Origin of the sequence: Flammeovirga yaeyamensis, assembly GCF_018736045.1 — a bacterium.
GTDB classification, from domain to species: domain Bacteria; phylum Bacteroidota; class Bacteroidia; order Cytophagales; family Flammeovirgaceae; genus Flammeovirga; species Flammeovirga yaeyamensis.
In genome coordinates this window covers 3,069,867-3,089,620 of record NZ_CP076132.1, presented here as the reverse complement: position 1 = coordinate 3,089,620, position 19,754 = coordinate 3,069,867, and the positions used below count along the sequence as shown (strand labels likewise).

Below are 19,754 nucleotides of genomic sequence, written 5' to 3'. Positions count from 1 at the left end.
ATTTAAAACCGGGGCTTCTGATACTTTTCTTATCTTTTCTTATATCCTTTCTTTATCCCTGATTTTTCAGGTTTAAAGGACTTCTTTCTTTGGTAGGGAGTCACATTTTCATTCGAATACTTCTTTTTCTTTACTGCGGGTTTATCATCAATATTTAAGTGTGAATAAAGAAAATCCTTATCCAATTCGATGACACCACCTGATTTAAGTTTTCTAATGCGTAATTTTTCAATTGATAAACGAATCAAACGCAACGTTGGGAAACCTACAGATGCAGTCATTTTACGTACCTGTCTGTTTTTTCCTTCATGAATTGTCAATTCAATAAAAGAAGTGGGAATATTTTTTCGGAAACGAACAGGAGGGTTACGTTCTTCTAAATTATCCGGTTTTTTTACCTTTTTACATTTCGCAGGCAGGGTTTTATATTTGGTCTTATTGACCGATATTTCTGTTCCCTTTTCTAATTTCTTAATCGCTTCTTCTGTAATATCACCATCGACCTGAACAAGATAGGTTTTTGCATGTTCAAATTTAGGGTTGAGAAGTTGATGATTAAGGTTTTTATCGTTGGTGATAATCAATAAACCTTCACTATCAAGATCTAACCTTCCGACAGGGTAAACATCCGTTGGAAACTTGCCAAGTGATTTTAATGTTGGTCTTCCGTCTGCATCAGAAAACTGAGGCAAGACACCGTACGGTTTATTAACTACAAAATATTTATGATTCATTTTTATACAAATGCTGGAGTTCCTGTAATATCAGCCCCTAAAATAAGAAGATGAATGTCGTGCGTCCCTTCATAAGTGATCACCGATTCGAGATTCATCATATGTCGCATAATAGGATAATCACCTGTGATTCCCATACCTCCAAGAATTTGTCTTGATGTTCTTGCTACATTTAAAGCCATTTCTACATTATTTCTTTTTGCCATAGAAATTTGAGAAGTACTGGCTTTACCTTGATTTTTTAACTGACCTAAGCGCAAAGCTAACAATTGTGCCTTAGTAATTTCAGTTAACATTTCTGATAATTTTTTCTGGGTGAGTTGGAAACTGCCCAAAGTCTTATCAAATTGTTTCCTTTCTGAAGCATATTTCACTGCAGTTTCGTAACAATCTATGGATGCACCAATTGCTCCCCAAGCAATACCATAACGTGCTTGATCAAGACATTTTAATGGAGCACCCAAACCATCTTTTCCAGGTAGAATATTTTCTTCAGTAATGACCACATCATCAAATACTAATTCTCCTGTAACGCTTGCTCTGAGAGACCATTTATTATGAATTTCGGGAGCAGTAAAGCCTTTCATTCCTTTTTCAACAATTACTCCTTTAATTCTACCCTCATCATTCTTTGCCCAAACCACAGCGATGTCGGCAATTGGAGAGTTGGTAATCCACATTTTACTACCCGACAAGATATAATGGTCTCCTTCTTTTTTCAATCGAGTTTCCATTCCATTAGGATTGGATCCATGATTAGGTTCGGTAAGCCCAAAACAACCCAACAATTCACCCGTTGCTAATTTTGGAAGGTACTTTTCTTTTTGAGCTTCACTTCCGTAAGCTTCAATGGGATACATGACCAAAGAACTTTGCACAGAAGCTACCGATCGCATTCCAGAATCTCCTTTTTCTATTTCCTGCATAATTAGACCATAAGTGATATAGTCTAACCCGCCACCTCCATATTTTTGATCGACACAAGGTCCGAAAATTCCCATTTCCCCAAATTTCGATATCAAATGATTTGGGAAAGTACAGTTTTGAGCATGAGTTTCTATGATGGGCGATATCTCTTTTTCAACGAATTCATTTATGGATTTTTGGATGAGTTGCTGTTCATCAGTCAGTAAGTCTGAAATAGAATAGTAATCAGTCATATGTGTAGGATGGTTAAGAGTTTAAAATAAATACCAATATTTTAATTAATTGTGTGATATTCTATCCTAAAATTACGGATTTTTTGAACATTTTTTTAACTTCGTGATTCACTTAAAATATAAAATAATGGCTTTCGACGTAGTAGGAAAGATTGAAAAATTATTCGAGACGCAACAAGTGTCTGACAAATTCAAAAAAAGAGAATTTATCCTGTTAATTCAAGACGGACAGTATCCTCAATACATTAAGTTTCAGGCCACTCAAGATCGTTGTAATTTATTGGATAGTTTCAACGAAGGAGATGATATCGCCGTTACTTTTGATTTAAGAGGTCGTCCATACGACAAAGGTGGTGAGACAATCTACTTCACTAACTTGGAAGCATGGAGAATCCAACAAGCAGCAGCTTACCAACCACAGGCACAAGCTCCTCAGTATGGTGCAGCTCCTTCTACTCCAGCTCCAACACCGGCAGCACCAACAAGTACTCCGGCTCCAACAACTCCAACAGAAAATATTGCATCATCTGGCGATGATGTAACTGACGATCTACCATTCTAATTTTTGGTAGTTTGAAATATAAAAAAGGCGATTAGAAAAATTTTTCTAATCGCCTTTTTGTTTATGTATTTTTTAACCCAAAGCTTGTTTTGCTTTTTGAGCTTTTATTTTTTCATAAGTACTGTTTCTAATTGGAAACCTTTTCTTGTAGGTCAAACATTTCCAACCCCATTCTAATGGACCAAACTTGAAATACTTCAACCAATAATAACTATAACCTACTTGGAAGGCATAAATAAATACAGCCAAGATAAATATTGGAGCCAAGTTTAATTGTCCGCCTAATCCAAAACCAACTCCGTAGAAAATGACGATACCGATAAAAGTATGAGATAGGTAATTGGTAAATGACATTTTACCTACAGCTGTTAGTGGGAAGAAAATAGTCTCGCCCCATTTGGTGTAATAAATGATTGATAACAATGAAGCATAGGATAATGCTAAACAGATCTGTCCAAAGACCATGATCGCTTTAAAGAATAAATCACTTGGAGTAGAGGCGAATAATGCCATAGAACCTCCAATTTGATAACCGATAAAGTGACTTATTGCACCAACTGTAAAGAAACCAATAACTACTTTCCATGATCTGCCTGTTTCTGTAAAGAAGTTTTTAGACTGTAAGTAAAAACCTAATAAAAACAAGCCTAATACTTTAAATGGTCTACCTGAAGGAAGGAAATCAAACCATCTCCACATCACATTATGTAGGTTCTGTTTTAAGGCAACTAAAACATTTCCACTTTCAAAAGCAGCAACAACAGATGCAGGATCTTGATCGATATATGTTTTCTTAGCCAATGATTGTTCTGGTGTCATCCAACCTGGAGCAATCATCATCACTATTACATCAATTAGTAATGGGGCTGCCATTAAACCTATTGACCAAGCTAAGATTTTATTCGATGGTAAGTTTCTGAATTGTATAAAGACAAATGCCATCATACCATAAAGCATCAAAATATCACCCGACCAGAAAAGCATATGGATAAATCCAAAAAGGATCAAAAATCTTAATCTACGCTTATATACTTTTAAAAATGCCTCCTGATTATCTCTTTGTCTATCATATTGAAGGAAGAAACCCACTCCAAATAATATAGAGAAAATACTGTAAAACTTCGTATCAATAAAGAAGCTTAATAAGGAATATAAAGTATCGTTTAATTCATGATAAGGTAATTGTTCTAAAGTGCTAAATGGTGTAAACTTAAATAAACTCCAACTTAGGATATTTGCGAAGAGAATACCAAGAATGGCAAATCCTCTTAAAGCATCAATAACGCCAAGACGCATTTTTCCGGTAGTTGGTCCGATAGTGGATGGTGTAGTTTTTTTCATTAATGCAGTTATTATGTATAAAATCGAAATGATTATGTTATTTTTATAAAGGCACACTTAAATATTGCGATGATGAGCAATGTGTTCAGGTGGCATGTTTGAGGTGTAAGAGATGTTTCAAACATTTTTATATCAGTACTTATTGAATCGGTAACTCACTTCACTTAGTTACAATTCAAATGTTAACATAATTCTTGCTTTAACAATAATGAAGATCTTGAGAGTTGATTTGTCAAATTTTAACAAAATATACATCCTATTATTATTTTGCGTTACACATATTTCAGTAGCTCAAGAAACAGAAAAAAGATATTTAGATACCTCTTTTTGGACAATATGGAATGTCGATTATCAATTAAATAATGGAGACTCTGTCTTCTTCGAAGGAAATACAAGATCCTCAAATTTTGATAGTTATATTGTAGATGGACTAAAGATGAATAGAGCACATGTGATGTTGGGGTATGCTCATAAACTGACTCCAAAACTATATATTGGAGCATCTATTCGTTCAGTGTTTGAACCTAATTGGAATGTTTGGTATTACAGAGGTTTCTTACAACACAATGGTCAAATTGGTGGATTACTTGATTTCCAAAAAAGATTACAATATGAATATATTTCACCAAATGAAATAGAAGACAAACCAGGCGACCGTTCTGATTTTGGTCGTTTTGGATTTTGGGCGATGTTAGGAAAAAGTTTCCCTATAGGAAATGCAAAATTTAGAGGTGAATTTTCATATGAAATTTTTGTTCATACCAATGATGAATCCACAGAAGAAAGATTAGTTGATTTATCTCGATTGAGATTTGATTTTTATTATCTGCTTAATGAGAATATTAGAATAGGAGCATTTGCCATGAGAGACACTCAGTTTTTCTTTGCTCCAGCTACTTTGCCATCATATGATGAAGATGGAAATATTGTACAACCCGCCAAGCCTGAAAGAAATCTTAATTTAATCACACCAGTTTATGGGTTAACTTTTAAATATAGTTTTAGAACAAAAGAAGATTGTAATTGTCCTGGAGAAGGAAGAGAAAAGAGAAGGAAAAAATTAATGAAAAAATAACCCACGCAATAATACGTGGGCTTCAGAATGTTTACTACTTGATAATTACTCGATAGAAATTATTTAAGTGATCTACCAAAGACTAAGTTCTTTCTTTGGATTCTTTCGAAATCAGATTTTCTTAAGGAGAACATTCCTTTTTCTAAAGCTGTATAATAATTCTCATAAGCTTTTTCTAAATCACCTTTTCTTAAATGATAATCACCCAATAATTCATAAGCTTCAGCATTGTCGTTAATCGCAATGGAAGCTTCAATCCATTGTTTTGCTAATTCAATATCAGCATTCCAGTTGATGTTGTAAGATGCAGCCTTGTTAAGAGTAACCCAATCTGATTTATCTGCATTATTCACCATTTTGATTAACTTAGACATTTTATCAGATGCAGGTCCTTCTGCTGTTTTAGCAAAACTTGTAAATGTAATTAATGACACTAGGACGATAGAGAAAATAGTTTTCATTTTAATTTGTATTTAATAGTAAGTAATCTCATAATCAACTGATTACAAGAGAATAAAGAAAATTAATTTGACACATTTACAATTATTCGATATCTGTGCCAAAAAATTGTAATCAACAGTAAATCAAGTAGTTACAATCAAATTGATCGATATGGCACAAAAAAATACTGTTCGAAATCGTTCGTTATTTTCGAAAATGTTCTATTTTTAAATGTTTGAAAATACTTTATTAGCTAATCATACATGACTCAAATAAACAAATCTGCAAGTGTAGCCATTTTGATCGTTGTCATTGTTGTTTCACTTATCTACCTTAAAAGCATTATTGTACCTTTAATCTTAGCTGCAATCTTCTGGCTTATTGTCGTAGAAGTACGAACAATGATAAGTAAATTGATCTCTCTAAAGGATGCTAAAATGCCCGTTTGGCTTCAAAATCTTTTTGCTTCTATCATGATCTTTAGTATTCTATTTGTTGTGGTAAAGCTTCTAAGTCTAAGTATCCAAAACTTATCAGAAAGCATGTCACATTACGATGGAAATCTTCAGAAAATGGAAGATAAAATCAATGCAGTATTTGATATAAACATTACCAAGTCATTAAATAAAATGGTGGGGAATACAAACTTTACATCTTTATTGAGAACCGTATTAAGTTCAGTAACCGATCTATTTGGGAATGCTTTTACCATACTTTTATATGTTGTTTTCCTATTGTTAGAGGAGAGTGGGTTTGGTCATAAGATTAGAGCAATGTATCCTGAATCGAATGATCAAGAAAGTGTTATTAAACTATTAGAAAGAGTTAGTAAAACGGTATCTAGTTATTTAACACTAAAAACATTTGTGAGTGTAATTACAGGAGTACTTAGTTATTTTGTATTATTATTTGTAGGTATTGATGCTCCTTTCTTCTGGGCTGCTATAATTTTCTTGTTGAACTATATACCAACAATCGGTTCTTTGATAGCTACCTTATTCCCATCTGCTTTTATTGTTATTCAAACCGGAGAACCATCTGTTGGTTTGTTAGTCTTGATAGCTGTTGGAGCTATTCAGGTTGTAATAGGAAACTTTGTTGAACCAAAAATGATGGGTAATTCTCTTAATGTAAGTGGCCTTGTCGTGCTAATAGCATTGGCTTTTTGGGGAACATTATGGGGTGTGATAGGAATGATTCTTTCCGTTCCAATAACTGTATTGATGATAATAGTATTCGCCGAATTCGAAAGTACTAGAAAAATTGCCATTTTACTTTCGGAGGATGGAAATATAGGGAAACCTCAGATTAGAAATCTCGAAGGTAAAGAGTAATTGATAAAAACGATTATATATAGTATAAATTAAAAATCCGTTACTATGATTTAGAATCATGGTAACGGATTTATTTTTTATCTTATTGAATTCTTAAGAAGCAATACTCATTAAATAAGCACAAATCATAGCTCCATAAGTTCCTAAAGCGTAACCTAAAACAGCCAAAAGTACTCCAACAGGAGCTAATGATGGATGAAAGGCAGAGGCAATAACAGGAGCCGAAGCAGCACCACCAACGTTAGCTTTACTACCTACTGCTAAGAAAAAGAAAGGAGCTTTAATTAATTTGGCTGTAGCTATCATAATAATCACGTGAATGGCCATCCAAACTAATCCAACGGCTAATAGACCAGGATTTTCCATCGTTTTAGTAACGTCCATTTTCATACCTATAGTTGCAACTAATATATAAATACAAACACTACCAAGCTTAGATGCACCGTAACCTTCCAGTTTTTTGGCTTTCGTAAAACTAAGTGCAACACCTAAAGTGGTAGCTATAAGTACCAACCAAAAGAATTTATTACTTAATACGCTAGTCGAAGGATCTGCTACGAGTCCTGATATAAACTTACTTAAATGATCTGCAGAGAAATGTGACAAACCTACAATACCAAAAGCGACACCTAATACTACCATATAGTTAGTTAGGGTGGGATTCTTCGCAATACTGTTTTGATAGGCCTGTACTTTTTCTTTGAGTTCTTCAATTGCACTAACATCAGCTCCCAACCACTTATCTATTTTCTTTGTTTTTCCGATACCCATTAATAGAATAGCCATCCATATATTAGCTACAATAATATCAACAGCCACTATGCCTGAATATAGAGATTGATCGTATTTGTAGATTTCTAACATAGCAGCTTGGTTGGCACCTCCGCCAATCCAACTACCTGCCAAAGTTGCTAATCCTCTCCATGCTTCCTGAAAACCAACTCCGTTAAATGTTTCTGGATGAATAGCTGAAATGATTAGAATAGCTAACGGTCCACCTATCACGATCCCTACTGTGCCCGATAAGAACATGATAATACTCTTCGTTCCAAGATTAAGAATTCCTTTTAAATCTACACTTATGGTCATCAAAATCAAACTGGCAGGGAGGAGGTAATTCTTTGCCATAGTGTACAATTTTGAAGTCTCTGGTGAGATCACATTTAATGTACTCATTATTGATGGTATCAAATAACACATCAATAGGGCAGGAAAAATCTTATAAAACTTTACCCAAGGACCTGTTTTTAATGATGATGTATAAAATACAAAAGCAAGAATAGCCATTAATAGCCCAAAAACTGAAGCATCATTCTGTAAAAGGGGAGACATTTATATATGTTTTTATATGTTCAAAATAGGTTACAAAAAAAGGAAGAAATCCTTTACAAACCTAGGTTTATACATCAAATGATGCTTTTTTATGTTTCAGTTTAAACTATTTGCAAGTATTTACAGATGACTACTTGACAATAATGAAATGAAAGAATACATTTGTGAATGAATGATCATTCATTTATTATTCAGCAACTAAAAACAAGTATTTATTTAATCAGTTTACAATGAAACTAAAGGTGTTCATTATCAATCTTCTGATAATTACCGCAGGTGTTCAAATAGCTTACTCTCAGGAATTAAACAGGAGAGAGCTGGCAGAAAAAGCTGTGAATTATTCTCATCTGTTAAAGATCAAACGAAACGACATCAAATCTACGTATTACGATAAACAGAGAGCGATGTACACTTACATTCCTAAAGTGGGAGTGAGAGGTGGATATGCTTATCTGTTAAATGATTTGACGATCAATCGAGACATTACTGATTTAAAAAGTAATGGAGCCAACTATTTAGGGGAAGCCCATCAAAATGTGATTAACGGAATTGGAAACTCAGGTTTACCACCTCAAGCAATTGGTATAATGACTCCAATAGTCAATGGTGTTTTCCAAAACATTGGTGGTATGATGACACAAATGCCAAATGAGTTATCAGTTTCTTTAAACGACAATCATTTATGGTTTTATGATGCCTATGTTGAGATGGTGATTTTCTCAGGACTACAAGCACCAAATTATGCAAAAGCTGCAGAAGCGAAAGCGAAAGCACAGGAGGCCATGCTTGAAAAAGACGAGCATGAAATCATTATCGAAGTAATGGATTATTACGATAAGCTTGCAGTGATAGAGCAATCGATGAAAGTATTAGAAGAGTCTCAAAAGAGATTAGACAAGCAAACTCAATTTGCAGATAAGGCAAAGGAAGTTGGTTTGGCGACAGATTATGACTTAAATAAGATTAGAATTGCCGAAAAAGATATTGTGGCAAAACGTATTGAACTAAATGCAAGTAGAGATCTGGTACTTCAAAAATTAGAACAACTAACGGGTTCATCAAAAGATGAGTTAGGACAAATTTCTCCAACACTTGATATTTGGTTGGTTGATGAAAATGAAATCAATTTAGGAAATAGAGCAGAAATTAAAGCAATCGACCATTCCATTGAAGCTTTAGAAAGAAAGCATAAAGCAGAACAATTTACTGCACTTCCTCAAGCAAAGGCATTTGCCCATGTTGTTCAAGGAGCATCGAATAAAACATCTGTAGATCCGGTGCCATTTGTAGGTGTTGGAATGCAATGGGAAATATTTGATGGTTTACAAAGAAAAAGAGAAGTTCAAAAATCAGCTTTAGCGGTTTCCTCTATGAGAGAGAAAAAGCAGTATGCAGACGAGATGGTACTTCTTGATTTCGAAAAAAAGAAAATGGATTGGAAAGTAGCTACTCAAATGGTTGACGTAGCTCAACAAAAATTGGATGGGGCCAAGACTGGCTTAAAGATTAGATCTGAAGAATTAAAAAATGGATTGGTGGATATAAATGATATGTTGACTGAAATCTCAGACTATGAAAAATATCAATTAGAATACATTCAATCTTTAGCCAAGCAACGCCATACTGCTATTGCATTATTAGACGCTATGGGTGTTTTAAATATCGAACATATCCAAAATTAGAATCAAAATCATGAAAAATATATATACTGTTGTTTTAGGAGCTTTATTAATTACTGCATGTTCCGAACAACCGCAACAAACTCAACAATATAAAGGGAAAGTAAAAAAGGAAGTGGTATATGTGGCTTCAAAAGTTCCTGGTAGAGTGGTGAAAATGAATGTAGAAGAAGGTCAGAAAGTAAGCGAAGGTGATACTCTTGCTGTTATTGATCTTCCTGAAGCTGAAGCTAAATTGGACCAAGCATTAGGTGCAGTTAAGGCAGCGAAAGCACAATATGAAATGGCTTTTAATGGGGCAACTAAAGAACAATTAGAACAAGTTGATGCAGCTTATGATGCAGCCAAAGAACAATATCAATTCGCAGAAAAAAGTTTTAAGAGAATCGAAGAGATGTACCAAGATTCTTTGATTTCTTCTCAGAAATACGATGAAGTTCGTACAAAGTACTTAATGGCAAAAGCCAAATACGAAGGTACGGAAGCGAAGAAAAGAGAAGTGGTTTCAGGTGTTAGAAATGAAAAACAAAGAATGGCTTTAGGTCAGTTAGAAAGAGCAAAAGGAGCATTAAGAGAGGTAAACATTGCACTTTCTGAAAGATATATTTTAGCACCAAAAGCAATGAGAGTAGAATCGATTTCTTTACAAGAAGGAGAGTTGGCCTTGCCAGGATATTCTATTTTTACAGCCTATGCAGATAATAGTACTTTCTTTAGATTCGCAATGTCTGAAGAGGAAGTATTAAAATATAAATTGAACGAATCGGTTACGATGACTTCCGCTTTTGATAAATCAATTGTTGTTAAAGGAAAAGTAATCAGCATTAAAGAAGAAATGTCTTATGCTACTCGTAAATCGATGAATCCGAATTATGAAATTGACCAATCGTTATATGTGTTAAAGATTCGTCCTACTGATATGAAAAAGGCAGAAAAGCTTTTAACGAATACCACTTTTGTAATGCCAAAAAAATAAGGTGATGAAAGAATTAAAAGCATTTTACACCTTAGTGAAAAGAGAATTGAGAATGTTCTTTAAAAATGATGTGCTTATTGCTGTCTTTTTTGGAGCACCTATTTTCTTCGGTTTATTGGTAGGGTATACCTATCAACAAGCCTCGGTGAAAGATTTGAGTATCGCCGTTATAGATCATGATAACTCACCTTTAAGTCATAAAATTATTGATGCTTTGGACGAAAACTTTTATCTAAGTGTCAATCAAGTATCCTCAAAAGAAGATGACATAAAAGATGACCTTCCTTCTTTTGAAGCAATTGTAAGGATTCCAGATGGTTTTGAAGGAGATATCAATTATAAACGTCATCCCCATATTCAAGTAGAGGTGAACGGTGCCAATATGATTACAGGTAACTATGCGAATATTGGTATTAGAACTGTATTAGGAACTTTAAACGCAGGTATTGAAATTCTAGGTTTGCATAAAACGGGTATTCCTTTAGAAACAGCCAAACAACAATGGGAGGCATTTTCTATTGATGATACAAGGTATTTTAATGCCACTTCCAATTACCTTACTTTTATTTGGCCAGGTATTATTGGTGCGGTAATGCAACAGGTGTTTTTACTTGCCATGGCACTCACGTTTAGTAAAGAACATGAGGAAAATACTTTTGGAGAAATTTCAAAAATCACTAAAAATCCATTAACCGTCTTCTTTTCTAAAGCGATTCCTTATTGGTTGATTGGTATTGCATTATGGATTGGACTTCAATTGACGTTATTCCCATTATTTAAATTACCAATGCCATCAAATTATGGTGTCTTATTGATATTAACCAGTGTATTTATCTTGTCCTTAACATGTTTGGGGATTTTAGTCAGTTGGTTGTTACCATCACAATTAAAAGCTACGGAGGTATTGATGGTGATTTCCACTCCAAGTTTTATTCTATCTGGATTTACATGGCCACTTGAAGCCATGCCGGAATGGATTCAACATATATCGAGTGTAATCCCATTAACACATTTCCTTCATGCTTTAAGAAAGGTTCTTCACTTTAATGCTGATATGCAAAGCGTGTTACCAGATATTCAAAATATGTTGGTCATCACCTTATTCTCGGCGATAGTGATGTTATTCCTATTGTTTAAAAAATTAAAGAAAAAAGTCGAAATAAATTAAATAGTTGATCCAAAAGAATATTCACCTTCTAAAATTATTTAGGAGGTGTTTTTTTATATTTTGATTTCAAAATTCACCCATTGCTTATTATCCCAAATGTCAGTGTGAGATAAATTAGTTGTATTATAAGGAGGAGTTAAAAAGATCATTCCATTGCCATAAAAATTAAATTGATGGCTTACTCCATTCGGAATATCTTTAACATTAAATCGTTTCTCGTAAGTATCATCAGTTACTTTTTCCATTAATACTCTATCATTTCCTTCTGGTAAAAAAGAGGCATATAAATACATATTTTTAAAATTAAACTGATCGGCAGTGGTTCTTTCCCAGTAAGTATATAAATCTGTTGGGTGTACGGTCACATAGAAAATGATTTCATCACCTTCAATTCTATATCCATTTATGTGATTTCTATTAGGTATATGATATGTGAAATTATAATGTCGAATACCAGAATAATGTCCCAGCTTATTAAATGCATAGAAAGGAGGGTTCACCCAATAATCATTCACGATAAATTTAAACTCCCCCCAATTATTAATATTTTGATCCAATGGGAATGCTTTATAAAAAATATCTCCTTTGCGTTGAAGTTCAAAGTATTCAGTCCATTGGTTAAAGCTTCCTGCCACTTGTACCTTTTGAATCACATCAGGATCATAAAGTACTTTAATTCCTTCATTATCATTGATAGTGGAGTAAATACTAGGGTCGAAAATAAAATAGATGGAATCGTTTTCAACTTTATAACCCACTTCATATTCCGTATCAATAATATATAGAGACCAAATGATATAAGATCTCAATAATTCATTTTCACGGAAAGGTTCCATATGAAAATTTTTCGATTGGTTATAATTCGGAGTAGCAGCATATTTATTATTGATGATAAATAGAAACTCACCGCCAGACGGAATAATTTCCGATTTAGAAAATGTAATTCTCCAGTTTTCTCCATCTCTCTTTAATAAATAACGATCGTCGACTTTATATTTATTAAACGTACCAACTAAGTGGACCTTCTGAATATCTATATTTTCCTTTCTTACAAAGTATTTATCATAATCATTAAAATTGGGAGTTTGAGGGTTTTCAAAAAACGCAGTCTCTTCTAAATCAATAAAATTGATGATTTTGTTTCTATCTAAAACAAAAGAAATACTGTCATCAGTGAGCTCAAAGCCGACAATCTCATCACCTTGTCTGTATAAAAGTTGATTATGACTGTCTTGACAACCCAATAAAAATATCAACGATATGATAAATAAATATCTCATAATTTCAATCCCTTAATAATTAAATTTCCTTGGGTAAGACTATTGATAATTTCTTGTTTATTATTTCTACTTAATGTAATCATCTGATCACCAACAATTACACAATTTCCTTCTATGGCATCGACCGCTTTTTTATTGACAATAAATGATTTTTGAACTTTTATAAAATCATCGGATAGTTTCTCTTGAATTTCTTTTAGTGTTAAATAAGTGATACACTCGCTTTCAGCAGTTTTAATCTTGATGTAATTGTTTTGAGCCTCAATGTATTGAATGTCATCACACCAAATCTTTTTGATCTGTTGGTCAACTTTGATATAAATAAACTCCAAAGGTTCAGTAGCAATTTTTTGATGTGCATCTTTCGCCTTTAAGCAACTTTTATAGAATCGATCAAACGAAATAGGTTTTAATAAATAGTCTAAAACATTGATTTCATATCCTTCTAAAGCATATTCAGAATAAGCTGTAGTTAGAATCATAATTGGAGGATTTGATAAAGTTTTGAGCCAATCAATTCCTGATAAGTAGGGCATGTTAATATCACAAAAACATAAGTCTACTGTTTGATCATCTATGATTTCTTGTGCTTCCATAGCAGATTTAGCTGTGGAAATTAATTCTAAAAATGGAACTTGTTCAACATAACTCGCAAGTCCTTCTCTAGCTAGTTCCTCGTCGTCTATAACAATACATTTGAGTTTAGAATTTGATGTTGGCATAATAGATATTATTTAATTGAAGAGTTTTAAATTCATGGGCATCACCAAAGAGTAATTTTAATCGTTTTTGGATATTAGACAAACCAATACCACTATATTTCTTGTCTTCTTTGATACTTACAGTACTCTCATCTACAGAGTTACGTATTTCAAAGACACAAGAATTTTCCTTTTGTTGCAAATACAGGTGAATAAAATTTTCTTCTTTCTTCTTTTGAGAGACATATTTCATGGCATTTTCAATTAAGGGAAGAAATAAAAGGGGAGGAATCATGAAGTTTTTGTCTTCAATTTCAATTGTTTTATTAATCACTACATCTTCTCTTTTACGAGATTCTTGTATTTTAAATAGGTGATTTAAATAATCTACTTCCTTTTGAATAGGAACAAAGTTTTGCTCACATTCATATAACTGATAACGAAGCATATCGCTTAAAGTCATTAAAAGCTGTTGAGCTTCTTTTGGGTCTTTAACTATTAGCCAAAAAATAGTATTGATGGTATTAAATAGGAAGTGTGGGCTAATTTGTCCTTTTAAGAAGTTGAGTTCAGCTTTTGTTTTTTCGAGAATGAGTTGTTGTTTATTTTTTAATTGTTTGAGGTGTTCGAATATTATCTCAATACCTGCACCAACACCAAAAGGGAAGAAAACGACAATAAAGTCGTCTACTGTAATGGTGACTCTTTGATAGGAAGGGATATAATAATTCCATTTTAATTCCCAAAGGATAATGTTATATAAATACACTAAACCTATGTAACCAAGAATTAATAAGGCAATGGCTATTGAGAATTTTTTAGCATCAATTAATTTGATACAAAAGTAGACAATACTAACAGATCCTAAACATAAAACAATGGAAGTAATTAAGTCAATACTCATTATATGATATAAACCCAACCATTGTCCTTGTTGACCAAAAAAGTCATTATAAATATACAGAAGAAAGAAAACCAATGTATATATGAAAATAGTAAAAAAATGAGTCCTGTTAATATTCATGTTTAGTTAATTTTCTTCCTTCTGTATACTTTGTGTAAAATAATTTGATATGAATTGAATGGTGTTGTATTGCAATTTATATCAAATTATTGAAAATTCTTATTCGAAACTGTCATCAACCGATACTAAGGAACAAGCATTGGTAGTTAATGCTTTATAGTATTCATTTTCAATTTCTGAAGAAGTAATATCGACCTGATATACTAAATTACTCTGTATATCAGGAGAACTATACTCAACAATATAAGAATCTGCAGTCAAAGTAGAAGTTAAATTAAATGTATAATACAAACCATTGGAGTTATACCTACTTATAGTAGCCTGATCTATAATAGTTTTTTCTGCGTCACTTTTTAAATACATTCGAACTTGAATATTTTCAACAGCTTCACAGGTAAACCTTTCTGCATTGTCTTCAATCAATAGATATATAACGCCAGTTTTTTCAGTGTCATCTAAATCTACTCCATTGTTACTACCTAAAGAAATAGGAGTAATTCCTCCAGCACCGTCACCTTCAGAAGCACATGAAACAATAAATAAAGATAGAATTAAGATAGCAATAATGTGATTAATAGTTTTCATAAGTAGTGGGTTAAAGAAATAAGTCATAAAAAGGAAATAATACAAACGATTTGATATGATTAAATAAATAAGTAGTATTTATCAAAATGAGTGTTCGTATAAAGTTTTAACAGAGCTCTATAAAATTATAGTAATAGAGCTCTGTTTTTAAATTATTCTGCTGCAGTAATATTTGCAAGACAAGAATTATAATTAATAATAATTCTTTTAGATTCAATTGCTTCTTCATTTATGGCAGCCCATCCAATTGTTTCATCTGAAACTGTATTTTTAAATGAAATACTAACTGCATTAGCATCTTCTATTGAATTTAAATCTTCTGTATTAAATGATGCGAAATACGTATTATTTTGTTGTCCTGCCGTTTCAGAAGAAAATTCACCTTTTAGAGTGGTGACAATAAATAATACATCATTGTTTGCTGTACAATATCCAGTTGTATCTACCAATGAAATATAGATGTTTGGATCTTCTTCTTCATCACCAGCATTTGTAGCATCATCATTGTCATCTCCAGCATTTAAACCAATAGGCACGATTCCTCCATTTGCATCATCATCAGATGCACAAGAAAACATAAATAGAGAGGTAAAGAGGACAAAGAATAGTTTTAATAGAGTGTTCATAATTAAAAATTTTATAGAGTAAATGTTTCGTTATTTTCAATATTTAAATCTCATTAATATCTAGGGTAATTGATATTATTTTTGGTAAACTGCAGATCTGTCGAGGTGAAATGCAGCAGGTGTTATTGATTTTTACTATTACCAGTTTCACAATTCTGATAAGGGAAATAAATGTCGTTATCATCAGTGGCACTATTATCTACATAGAGTTTCTGACTTCTTAATGTATTATGTGAATTAGGTAGATGTAGTTTCATGGTATACACCCCATTAGGAATAAAATCACGAATAATAATAGTTGCTTTACCATTTTTGGTTTCCACATTTCGTTCAAAAGTCTTTATATTTTGTTCTGAAATAATTGATAAAGTTAAGCGTTCAAAGGAATTGCAATCTTTGGTTAAAGGGTGTAATTCAATATTATAGGACTTTCGATTAGGCTTATTACTCGTGGATGAATTCGATACATTTGAACTGTTTCCTACTTGTCCAGGAGGTTGACCTTGATAGAAATCAGGGGAGGGCTCACTTAACATTAGGTCACATGAACAAAAGCATAGGAGTAGTATTCCCCCTAATACTTTTACAATAGTTTTCATAAATTATTAATAGTTAATCGGGTAAAAATAGGTTTAGGATACAAATTGAGACTGTTACAACCTCAAGTTCGTTTTTAAACTAAGTAGCCTTGAGTTATCGATGCAATTACTTTTTTCTTTAAAGGTCGACTGATGTTAAATAGGTTTTCGTTAACTACAACAGCATTTCCTTCAATTGCTTGAACAAAACTTTTATTGACAATAAAAGATTTTTGAATTCTGATAAACTGATGTTGAGGTAAAATGGCCTCAGCTTCTTTTAACTTCATCAGGGTAGTATATTTTTTTTTCTTCGTATTAATATGAATATAATTATTCTGAGCTTCTATAAAGATGATATCATCAAATGGTATTTTATTTATTCTATTTTCCGATTTCACAAACAAAGATTTTGATGATGCCACTGAGTATCGAGCATCTTTGGATCGCTTAATTTTATTGGCAGCTTTATAAAATCTTGTGAAATTTAAATCATAAATAAAATCCAAAGCATCATTATCAAATGCATAAGCAGCATCACTTAATTCTTTAGATAAAAGAACAAATTTAGGCGGAATACTTTTTGATACAATCCAGTCTAACCCACTTATATAAGGCAAGTCAGAATTAATAAACACCACATCTAATAGATGAAATGATTGAGAACTATCGGCCTCTAAAGGAGAAGTATAGGTTTCCTTTAATGATAAAAATGGCACTTTATCAATAAAATGTGAAAGCTTTTCCTGATTGCCTATATCAGCATCAAGAATACCGCAATGTATGGATGAATTGTAATTAGGGTTGGGCATTACAAAAAATAGTTTCTTATCAGCAATGGTAAAGATGTAGGGGTAAAGGCTGATAAATGATTTAATTAATTTTACAATAGTAATACTTACGACAATGAGATGATAATCAATACTTTAAATTAGGTATAAAAATAGGGAATCAAAAGTAATATTTATGAAAAGCAGTAAATTGTGTGTGAAATGCAAAAGGAACATTGTAAAATGTTCCTTTTGATTTTCTTATCTTAATTTTGCTTTCCTGCAAGCAAATATAAAGCGGCCATTCTAGTGGCGACGCCATTTTCAACTTGATCGAGAATAATGGCATTTTCACAGTCTGCAACATCAGAAGTGATCTCTACACCGCGATTAATTGGTCCTGGGTGCATCACAACAATTTCCTTGTCAAGTGATTGTAATAACTCTTTATTTAGCCCAAAATGTTGTGAGTATTCTCGTACAGAAGGAAAGTTTTTTACTAGCTGACGTTCCATCTGAATACGAAGCATATTGGCAACATCACACCACTCTAAAGCTTTCCTTAAATCATGTTCTACTCGAACACCTAACTGATCGATGTATTTAGGAATTAACGTATGTGGTCCACAAACCATTACTTCAGCACCTAATTTTTGAAGGGCAAAGATGTTGGATAAGGCCACTCTTGAATGAAGAATGTCTCCTACAATAACTACTTTCTTTCCTTCAACAGTACCCAAACGTTCACGAATAGAATATGTATCTAAGATGGCTTGAGTAGGGTGTTCGTGTGTACCGTCACCTGCATTTAAGATGGTTGCATCTATATGATTGGCAAGAAAGTGAGGGGCGCCTGGGCTTGAATGTCGCATGACAATGATATCGACTTTCATAGAAAGGATATTATTGACAGTATCCAAAAGAGTTTCTCCCTTTTTTACAGAACTACCACTTGATGAAAAATTGATTACATCAGCCGAAAGACGTTTTTCAGCTAATTCAAAAGATAGTTTAGTTCGAGTAGAGTTCTCGAAGAAGATGTTGGCGATAGTGATGTCTCTAAGAGAAGGAACCTTTTTGATCGGTCTATTAATGACTTCTTTGAACTGATCAGCAGTAGAAAATATCAATTCTAAGTCTTCTCTTGTAAGGTCTTTAATTCCAAGTAGGTGTTTCGTACTTAACATTATATATATATATTTCTATCTCTTTTTCTGAATCTAAAAAAAACGGCCATCTATTGAAAGCCGTTAATATCTATTGGTTGATAAGCCATAAATTATCATCATCATGACCCTCTTCCTTCCACTCTGCAGTGATATATTGTGATTGTATAGAATTGACTACCTTGCCAACATAAGTTGGTTCGATTGGTAAATCGCGACTATACTTTCTGTCGATTAAACAAAGTAACTCAACTTTTTGAGGTCTTCCGAAAGCCATCATAGCATCTAATGCGGAACGGATAGAACGACCAGTGAAGATGACATCATCTACTAAAATCACTTTCATATTTTCAATAAGAAAAGGAATTTCAGTCTTACTTGGGGTAAGGATATTTTCTCTTCTACGGAAATCGTCTCTATGGAAAGTAATATCCAATTGACCACAAGGGACATCGATATTCTCCATCTCCTTAATTCTTTGTCTTATTCTCTCTGAAAGAATAATTCCTCCTTGTTGCAACCCAATAATCACAGTGTTTGAGAAATCACCATGGTTCTCTATAAGTTGCTGACTCAATCTACTGATTGTAATGTCCAGTAGCTGTCCGTGTAATATGCTTACTTTTGCCATTATATCTTTAGAAATTCAACAGGAATTGTTACCTATTTATTCTATCTTACAAGTTTACAAATTTTCTCTTAAATTGCTGTAAAAACCTTGCATATTGATGAGTTCTTTTAACGAATTACAATGTCTAAATAAATGATGCTTCTCTTCTTTTGGTTTTTGAGCAAGTTCTTTGAAGTCGATAAAAACCATATTTTCAAGTATTTGCTCTTCCATTTCAGGATCATGACCAATTTTTAGAACTCCACCCGTTTTTTCAACTAAAAAAAATAATTCAATACCATGTAATGGGAGATCATGGAACTCATGAGTAAATAAATGCTTTTTTAATTCAATTTCTAATCCGGTCTCTTCTAAAAATTCCCTTTTCAAAGCATCATCGACTGTTTCTCCATATTCTAAACCACCACCAGGAGGAGCCCAGAAGATACCATTCGGACCAATACCTCTGTGAACAGCCATCAAAATTTTTTCTCCTTCAACTAGCACTCCACAGACTCTTACCCTTAGTCTGTGTCCAAAAGTTTGTTCTACAGCTTTGTCATTTTTCATGACCTCGAAATTAAATCAAAGAAATGAGAATAAAAAAAAGTA

At 32.9% G+C, this 19,754-nt stretch carries 21 protein-coding genes; 6 read left to right on the top strand and 15 right to left on the bottom strand.

Annotated elements, in window-relative coordinates:
- Window positions 1–29: 29 nt before the first annotated feature.
- Both KMW28_RS12200 and KMW28_RS12195 read right to left on the bottom strand, forming a co-directional pair.
- Window positions 30–734 (bottom strand): pseudouridine synthase, encoded by a 705-nt coding sequence (locus tag KMW28_RS12200; RefSeq protein ID WP_169663180.1) that lies wholly within the window; start codon window positions 732–734, stop codon window positions 30–32.
- Window positions 735–736: 2 nt separating this feature from the next.
- A complete protein-coding gene (locus KMW28_RS12195; protein ID WP_169663181.1) occupies window positions 737–1,894 on the bottom strand; it encodes an acyl-CoA dehydrogenase family protein in 1,158 nt (385 codons plus the stop codon).
- Window positions 1,895–2,021: 127 nt separating this feature from the next.
- On the opposite strand from KMW28_RS12195, the gene KMW28_RS12190 reads away from it, so the two are divergent.
- Complete coding sequence (locus KMW28_RS12190) at window positions 2,022–2,456, top strand: DUF3127 domain-containing protein (protein WP_169663182.1); 435 nt, start codon at window positions 2,022–2,024, stop codon at window positions 2,454–2,456.
- Window positions 2,457–2,528: 72 nt separating this feature from the next.
- Here KMW28_RS12190 and KMW28_RS12185 read toward each other — a convergent pair whose 3' ends face one another.
- Window positions 2,529–3,797: a DUF418 domain-containing protein gene (locus KMW28_RS12185; protein WP_169663183.1), complete on the bottom strand. Its 1,269-nt coding sequence runs from the start codon at window positions 3,795–3,797 to the stop codon at window positions 2,529–2,531.
- Window positions 3,798–4,026: 229 nt separating this feature from the next.
- Here KMW28_RS12185 and KMW28_RS12180 point away from each other — a divergent pair, with 229 nt between their 5' ends.
- Window positions 4,027–4,872: a DUF2490 domain-containing protein gene (locus tag KMW28_RS12180; protein WP_215585733.1), complete on the top strand. Its 846-nt coding sequence runs from the start codon at window positions 4,027–4,029 to the stop codon at window positions 4,870–4,872.
- 59 nt (window positions 4,873–4,931) lie between these two features.
- On the opposite strand, the gene KMW28_RS12175 is transcribed toward KMW28_RS12180, so the two are convergent.
- Complete coding sequence (locus KMW28_RS12175; protein ID WP_066206621.1) at window positions 4,932–5,333, bottom strand: tetratricopeptide repeat protein; 402 nt, start codon at window positions 5,331–5,333, stop codon at window positions 4,932–4,934.
- Window positions 5,334–5,576: 243 nt separating this feature from the next.
- On the opposite strand from KMW28_RS12175, the gene KMW28_RS12170 reads away from it, so the two are divergent.
- The gene (locus KMW28_RS12170) at window positions 5,577–6,647 is read left to right on the top strand and encodes an AI-2E family transporter (protein ID WP_169663185.1); all 1,071 of its coding nucleotides are present in this window, start codon (window positions 5,577–5,579) and stop codon (window positions 6,645–6,647) included.
- A 93-nt stretch (window positions 6,648–6,740) separates the two neighbouring features.
- Here KMW28_RS12170 and KMW28_RS12165 read toward each other — a convergent pair whose 3' ends face one another.
- On the bottom strand, window positions 6,741–7,979 hold the full coding sequence (locus KMW28_RS12165) for a DUF819 family protein (protein ID WP_169663186.1): 1,239 nt from the start codon (window positions 7,977–7,979) through the stop codon (window positions 6,741–6,743).
- 230 nt (window positions 7,980–8,209) lie between these two features.
- Here KMW28_RS12165 and KMW28_RS12160 point away from each other — a divergent pair, with 230 nt between their 5' ends.
- Genes KMW28_RS12160 through KMW28_RS12150 form a run of 3 tightly spaced genes read left to right on the top strand, consistent with a single transcriptional unit; the run spans window position 8,210 to window position 11,802 of the window.
- A complete protein-coding gene (locus KMW28_RS12160; protein WP_169663187.1) occupies window positions 8,210–9,661 on the top strand; it encodes a TolC family protein in 1,452 nt (483 codons plus the stop codon).
- A 10-nt stretch (window positions 9,662–9,671) separates the two neighbouring features.
- The gene (locus tag KMW28_RS12155) at window positions 9,672–10,634 is read left to right on the top strand and encodes an HlyD family secretion protein (RefSeq protein ID WP_169663188.1); all 963 of its coding nucleotides are present in this window, start codon (window positions 9,672–9,674) and stop codon (window positions 10,632–10,634) included.
- Window positions 10,635–10,638: 4 nt separating this feature from the next.
- Entirely contained in the window at window positions 10,639–11,802 is a 1,164-nt protein-coding gene (locus KMW28_RS12150; protein WP_169663189.1) for an ABC transporter permease, read from the top strand.
- Window positions 11,803–11,855: 53 nt separating this feature from the next.
- On the opposite strand, the gene KMW28_RS12145 is transcribed toward KMW28_RS12150, so the two are convergent.
- The 10 genes from KMW28_RS12145 to KMW28_RS12100 form a co-directional block, all read right to left on the bottom strand.
- Window positions 11,856–13,082 carry a hypothetical protein gene (locus KMW28_RS12145; RefSeq protein WP_169663190.1) on the bottom strand — a complete coding sequence of 409 codons (1,227 nt, stop codon included), beginning with the start codon at window positions 13,080–13,082 and terminating at the stop codon, window positions 11,856–11,858.
- Entirely contained in the window at window positions 13,079–13,804 is a 726-nt protein-coding gene (locus KMW28_RS12140; RefSeq protein WP_066206636.1) for a LytR/AlgR family response regulator transcription factor, read from the bottom strand. The genes KMW28_RS12145 and KMW28_RS12140 overlap by 4 nt, the downstream gene beginning before the upstream one ends.
- Window positions 13,785–14,687, bottom strand: a complete 903-nt coding sequence (locus KMW28_RS12135; protein ID WP_169663191.1) for a sensor histidine kinase — start codon at window positions 14,685–14,687, stop codon at window positions 13,785–13,787. Before KMW28_RS12135 ends, KMW28_RS12140 begins: the two co-directional genes overlap by 20 nt.
- A gap of 219 nt (window positions 14,688–14,906) precedes the next feature.
- Window positions 14,907–15,392 (bottom strand): hypothetical protein, encoded by a 486-nt coding sequence (locus tag KMW28_RS12130; RefSeq protein ID WP_169663192.1) that lies wholly within the window; start codon window positions 15,390–15,392, stop codon window positions 14,907–14,909.
- A gap of 152 nt (window positions 15,393–15,544) precedes the next feature.
- The gene (locus KMW28_RS12125; protein WP_169663193.1) at window positions 15,545–16,018 is read right to left on the bottom strand and encodes a hypothetical protein; all 474 of its coding nucleotides are present in this window, start codon (window positions 16,016–16,018) and stop codon (window positions 15,545–15,547) included.
- Window positions 16,019–16,140: 122 nt separating this feature from the next.
- On the bottom strand, window positions 16,141–16,617 hold the full coding sequence (locus tag KMW28_RS12120) for a hypothetical protein (protein WP_169663194.1): 477 nt from the start codon (window positions 16,615–16,617) through the stop codon (window positions 16,141–16,143).
- 74 nt (window positions 16,618–16,691) lie between these two features.
- On the bottom strand, window positions 16,692–17,408 hold the full coding sequence (locus KMW28_RS12115; protein WP_169663195.1) for a LytR/AlgR family response regulator transcription factor: 717 nt from the start codon (window positions 17,406–17,408) through the stop codon (window positions 16,692–16,694).
- A 224-nt stretch (window positions 17,409–17,632) separates the two neighbouring features.
- On the bottom strand, window positions 17,633–18,553 hold the full coding sequence (locus tag KMW28_RS12110) for an aspartate carbamoyltransferase catalytic subunit (RefSeq protein ID WP_066206655.1): 921 nt from the start codon (window positions 18,551–18,553) through the stop codon (window positions 17,633–17,635).
- A 70-nt stretch (window positions 18,554–18,623) separates the two neighbouring features.
- Window positions 18,624–19,163, bottom strand: coding sequence for a bifunctional pyr operon transcriptional regulator/uracil phosphoribosyltransferase PyrR (gene pyrR, locus KMW28_RS12105; protein ID WP_066206658.1), 540 nt, complete (start codon window positions 19,161–19,163; stop codon window positions 18,624–18,626).
- 54 nt (window positions 19,164–19,217) lie between these two features.
- On the bottom strand, window positions 19,218–19,712 hold the full coding sequence (locus KMW28_RS12100; protein WP_169663196.1) for an NUDIX domain-containing protein: 495 nt from the start codon (window positions 19,710–19,712) through the stop codon (window positions 19,218–19,220).
- Window positions 19,713–19,754 lie beyond the last annotated feature (42 nt).

Excerpts from the sequence above, each read along its gene's own strand:
- KMW28_RS12200 (WP_169663180.1), bottom strand. The coding sequence starts at position 734 with ATGAATCATAAATATTTTGTAGTTAATAAACCGTACGGTGTCTTGCCT.
- KMW28_RS12195 (WP_169663181.1), bottom strand. The coding sequence starts at position 1,894 with ATGACTGATTACTATTCTATTTCAGACTTACTGACTGATGAACAGCAA.
- KMW28_RS12190 (WP_169663182.1), top strand. The coding sequence starts at position 2,022 with ATGGCTTTCGACGTAGTAGGAAAGATTGAAAAATTATTCGAGACGCAA.
- KMW28_RS12185 (WP_169663183.1), bottom strand. The coding sequence starts at position 3,797 with ATGAAAAAAACTACACCATCCACTATCGGACCAACTACCGGAAAAATG.
- KMW28_RS12175 (WP_066206621.1), bottom strand. The coding sequence starts at position 5,333 with ATGAAAACTATTTTCTCTATCGTCCTAGTGTCATTAATTACATTTACA.
- KMW28_RS12170 (WP_169663185.1), top strand. The coding sequence starts at position 5,577 with ATGACTCAAATAAACAAATCTGCAAGTGTAGCCATTTTGATCGTTGTC.
- KMW28_RS12165 (WP_169663186.1), bottom strand. The coding sequence starts at position 7,979 with ATGTCTCCCCTTTTACAGAATGATGCTTCAGTTTTTGGGCTATTAATG.
- KMW28_RS12160 (WP_169663187.1), top strand. The coding sequence starts at position 8,210 with ATGAAACTAAAGGTGTTCATTATCAATCTTCTGATAATTACCGCAGGT.
- KMW28_RS12155 (WP_169663188.1), top strand. The coding sequence starts at position 9,672 with ATGAAAAATATATATACTGTTGTTTTAGGAGCTTTATTAATTACTGCA.
- KMW28_RS12150 (WP_169663189.1), top strand. The coding sequence starts at position 10,639 with ATGAAAGAATTAAAAGCATTTTACACCTTAGTGAAAAGAGAATTGAGA.
- KMW28_RS12145 (WP_169663190.1), bottom strand. The coding sequence starts at position 13,082 with ATGAGATATTTATTTATCATATCGTTGATATTTTTATTGGGTTGTCAA.
- KMW28_RS12140 (WP_066206636.1), bottom strand. The coding sequence starts at position 13,804 with ATGCCAACATCAAATTCTAAACTCAAATGTATTGTTATAGACGACGAG.
- KMW28_RS12135 (WP_169663191.1), bottom strand. The coding sequence starts at position 14,687 with ATGAGTATTGACTTAATTACTTCCATTGTTTTATGTTTAGGATCTGTT.
- KMW28_RS12130 (WP_169663192.1), bottom strand. The coding sequence starts at position 15,392 with ATGAAAACTATTAATCACATTATTGCTATCTTAATTCTATCTTTATTT.
- KMW28_RS12125 (WP_169663193.1), bottom strand. The coding sequence starts at position 16,018 with ATGAACACTCTATTAAAACTATTCTTTGTCCTCTTTACCTCTCTATTT.
- KMW28_RS12120 (WP_169663194.1), bottom strand. The coding sequence starts at position 16,617 with ATGAAAACTATTGTAAAAGTATTAGGGGGAATACTACTCCTATGCTTT.
- KMW28_RS12115 (WP_169663195.1), bottom strand. The coding sequence starts at position 17,408 with ATGCCCAACCCTAATTACAATTCATCCATACATTGCGGTATTCTTGAT.
- KMW28_RS12110 (WP_066206655.1), bottom strand. The coding sequence starts at position 18,553 with ATGTTAAGTACGAAACACCTACTTGGAATTAAAGACCTTACAAGAGAA.
- pyrR (WP_066206658.1), bottom strand. The coding sequence starts at position 19,163 with ATGGCAAAAGTAAGCATATTACACGGACAGCTACTGGACATTACAATC.
- KMW28_RS12100 (WP_169663196.1), bottom strand. The coding sequence starts at position 19,712 with ATGAAAAATGACAAAGCTGTAGAACAAACTTTTGGACACAGACTAAGG.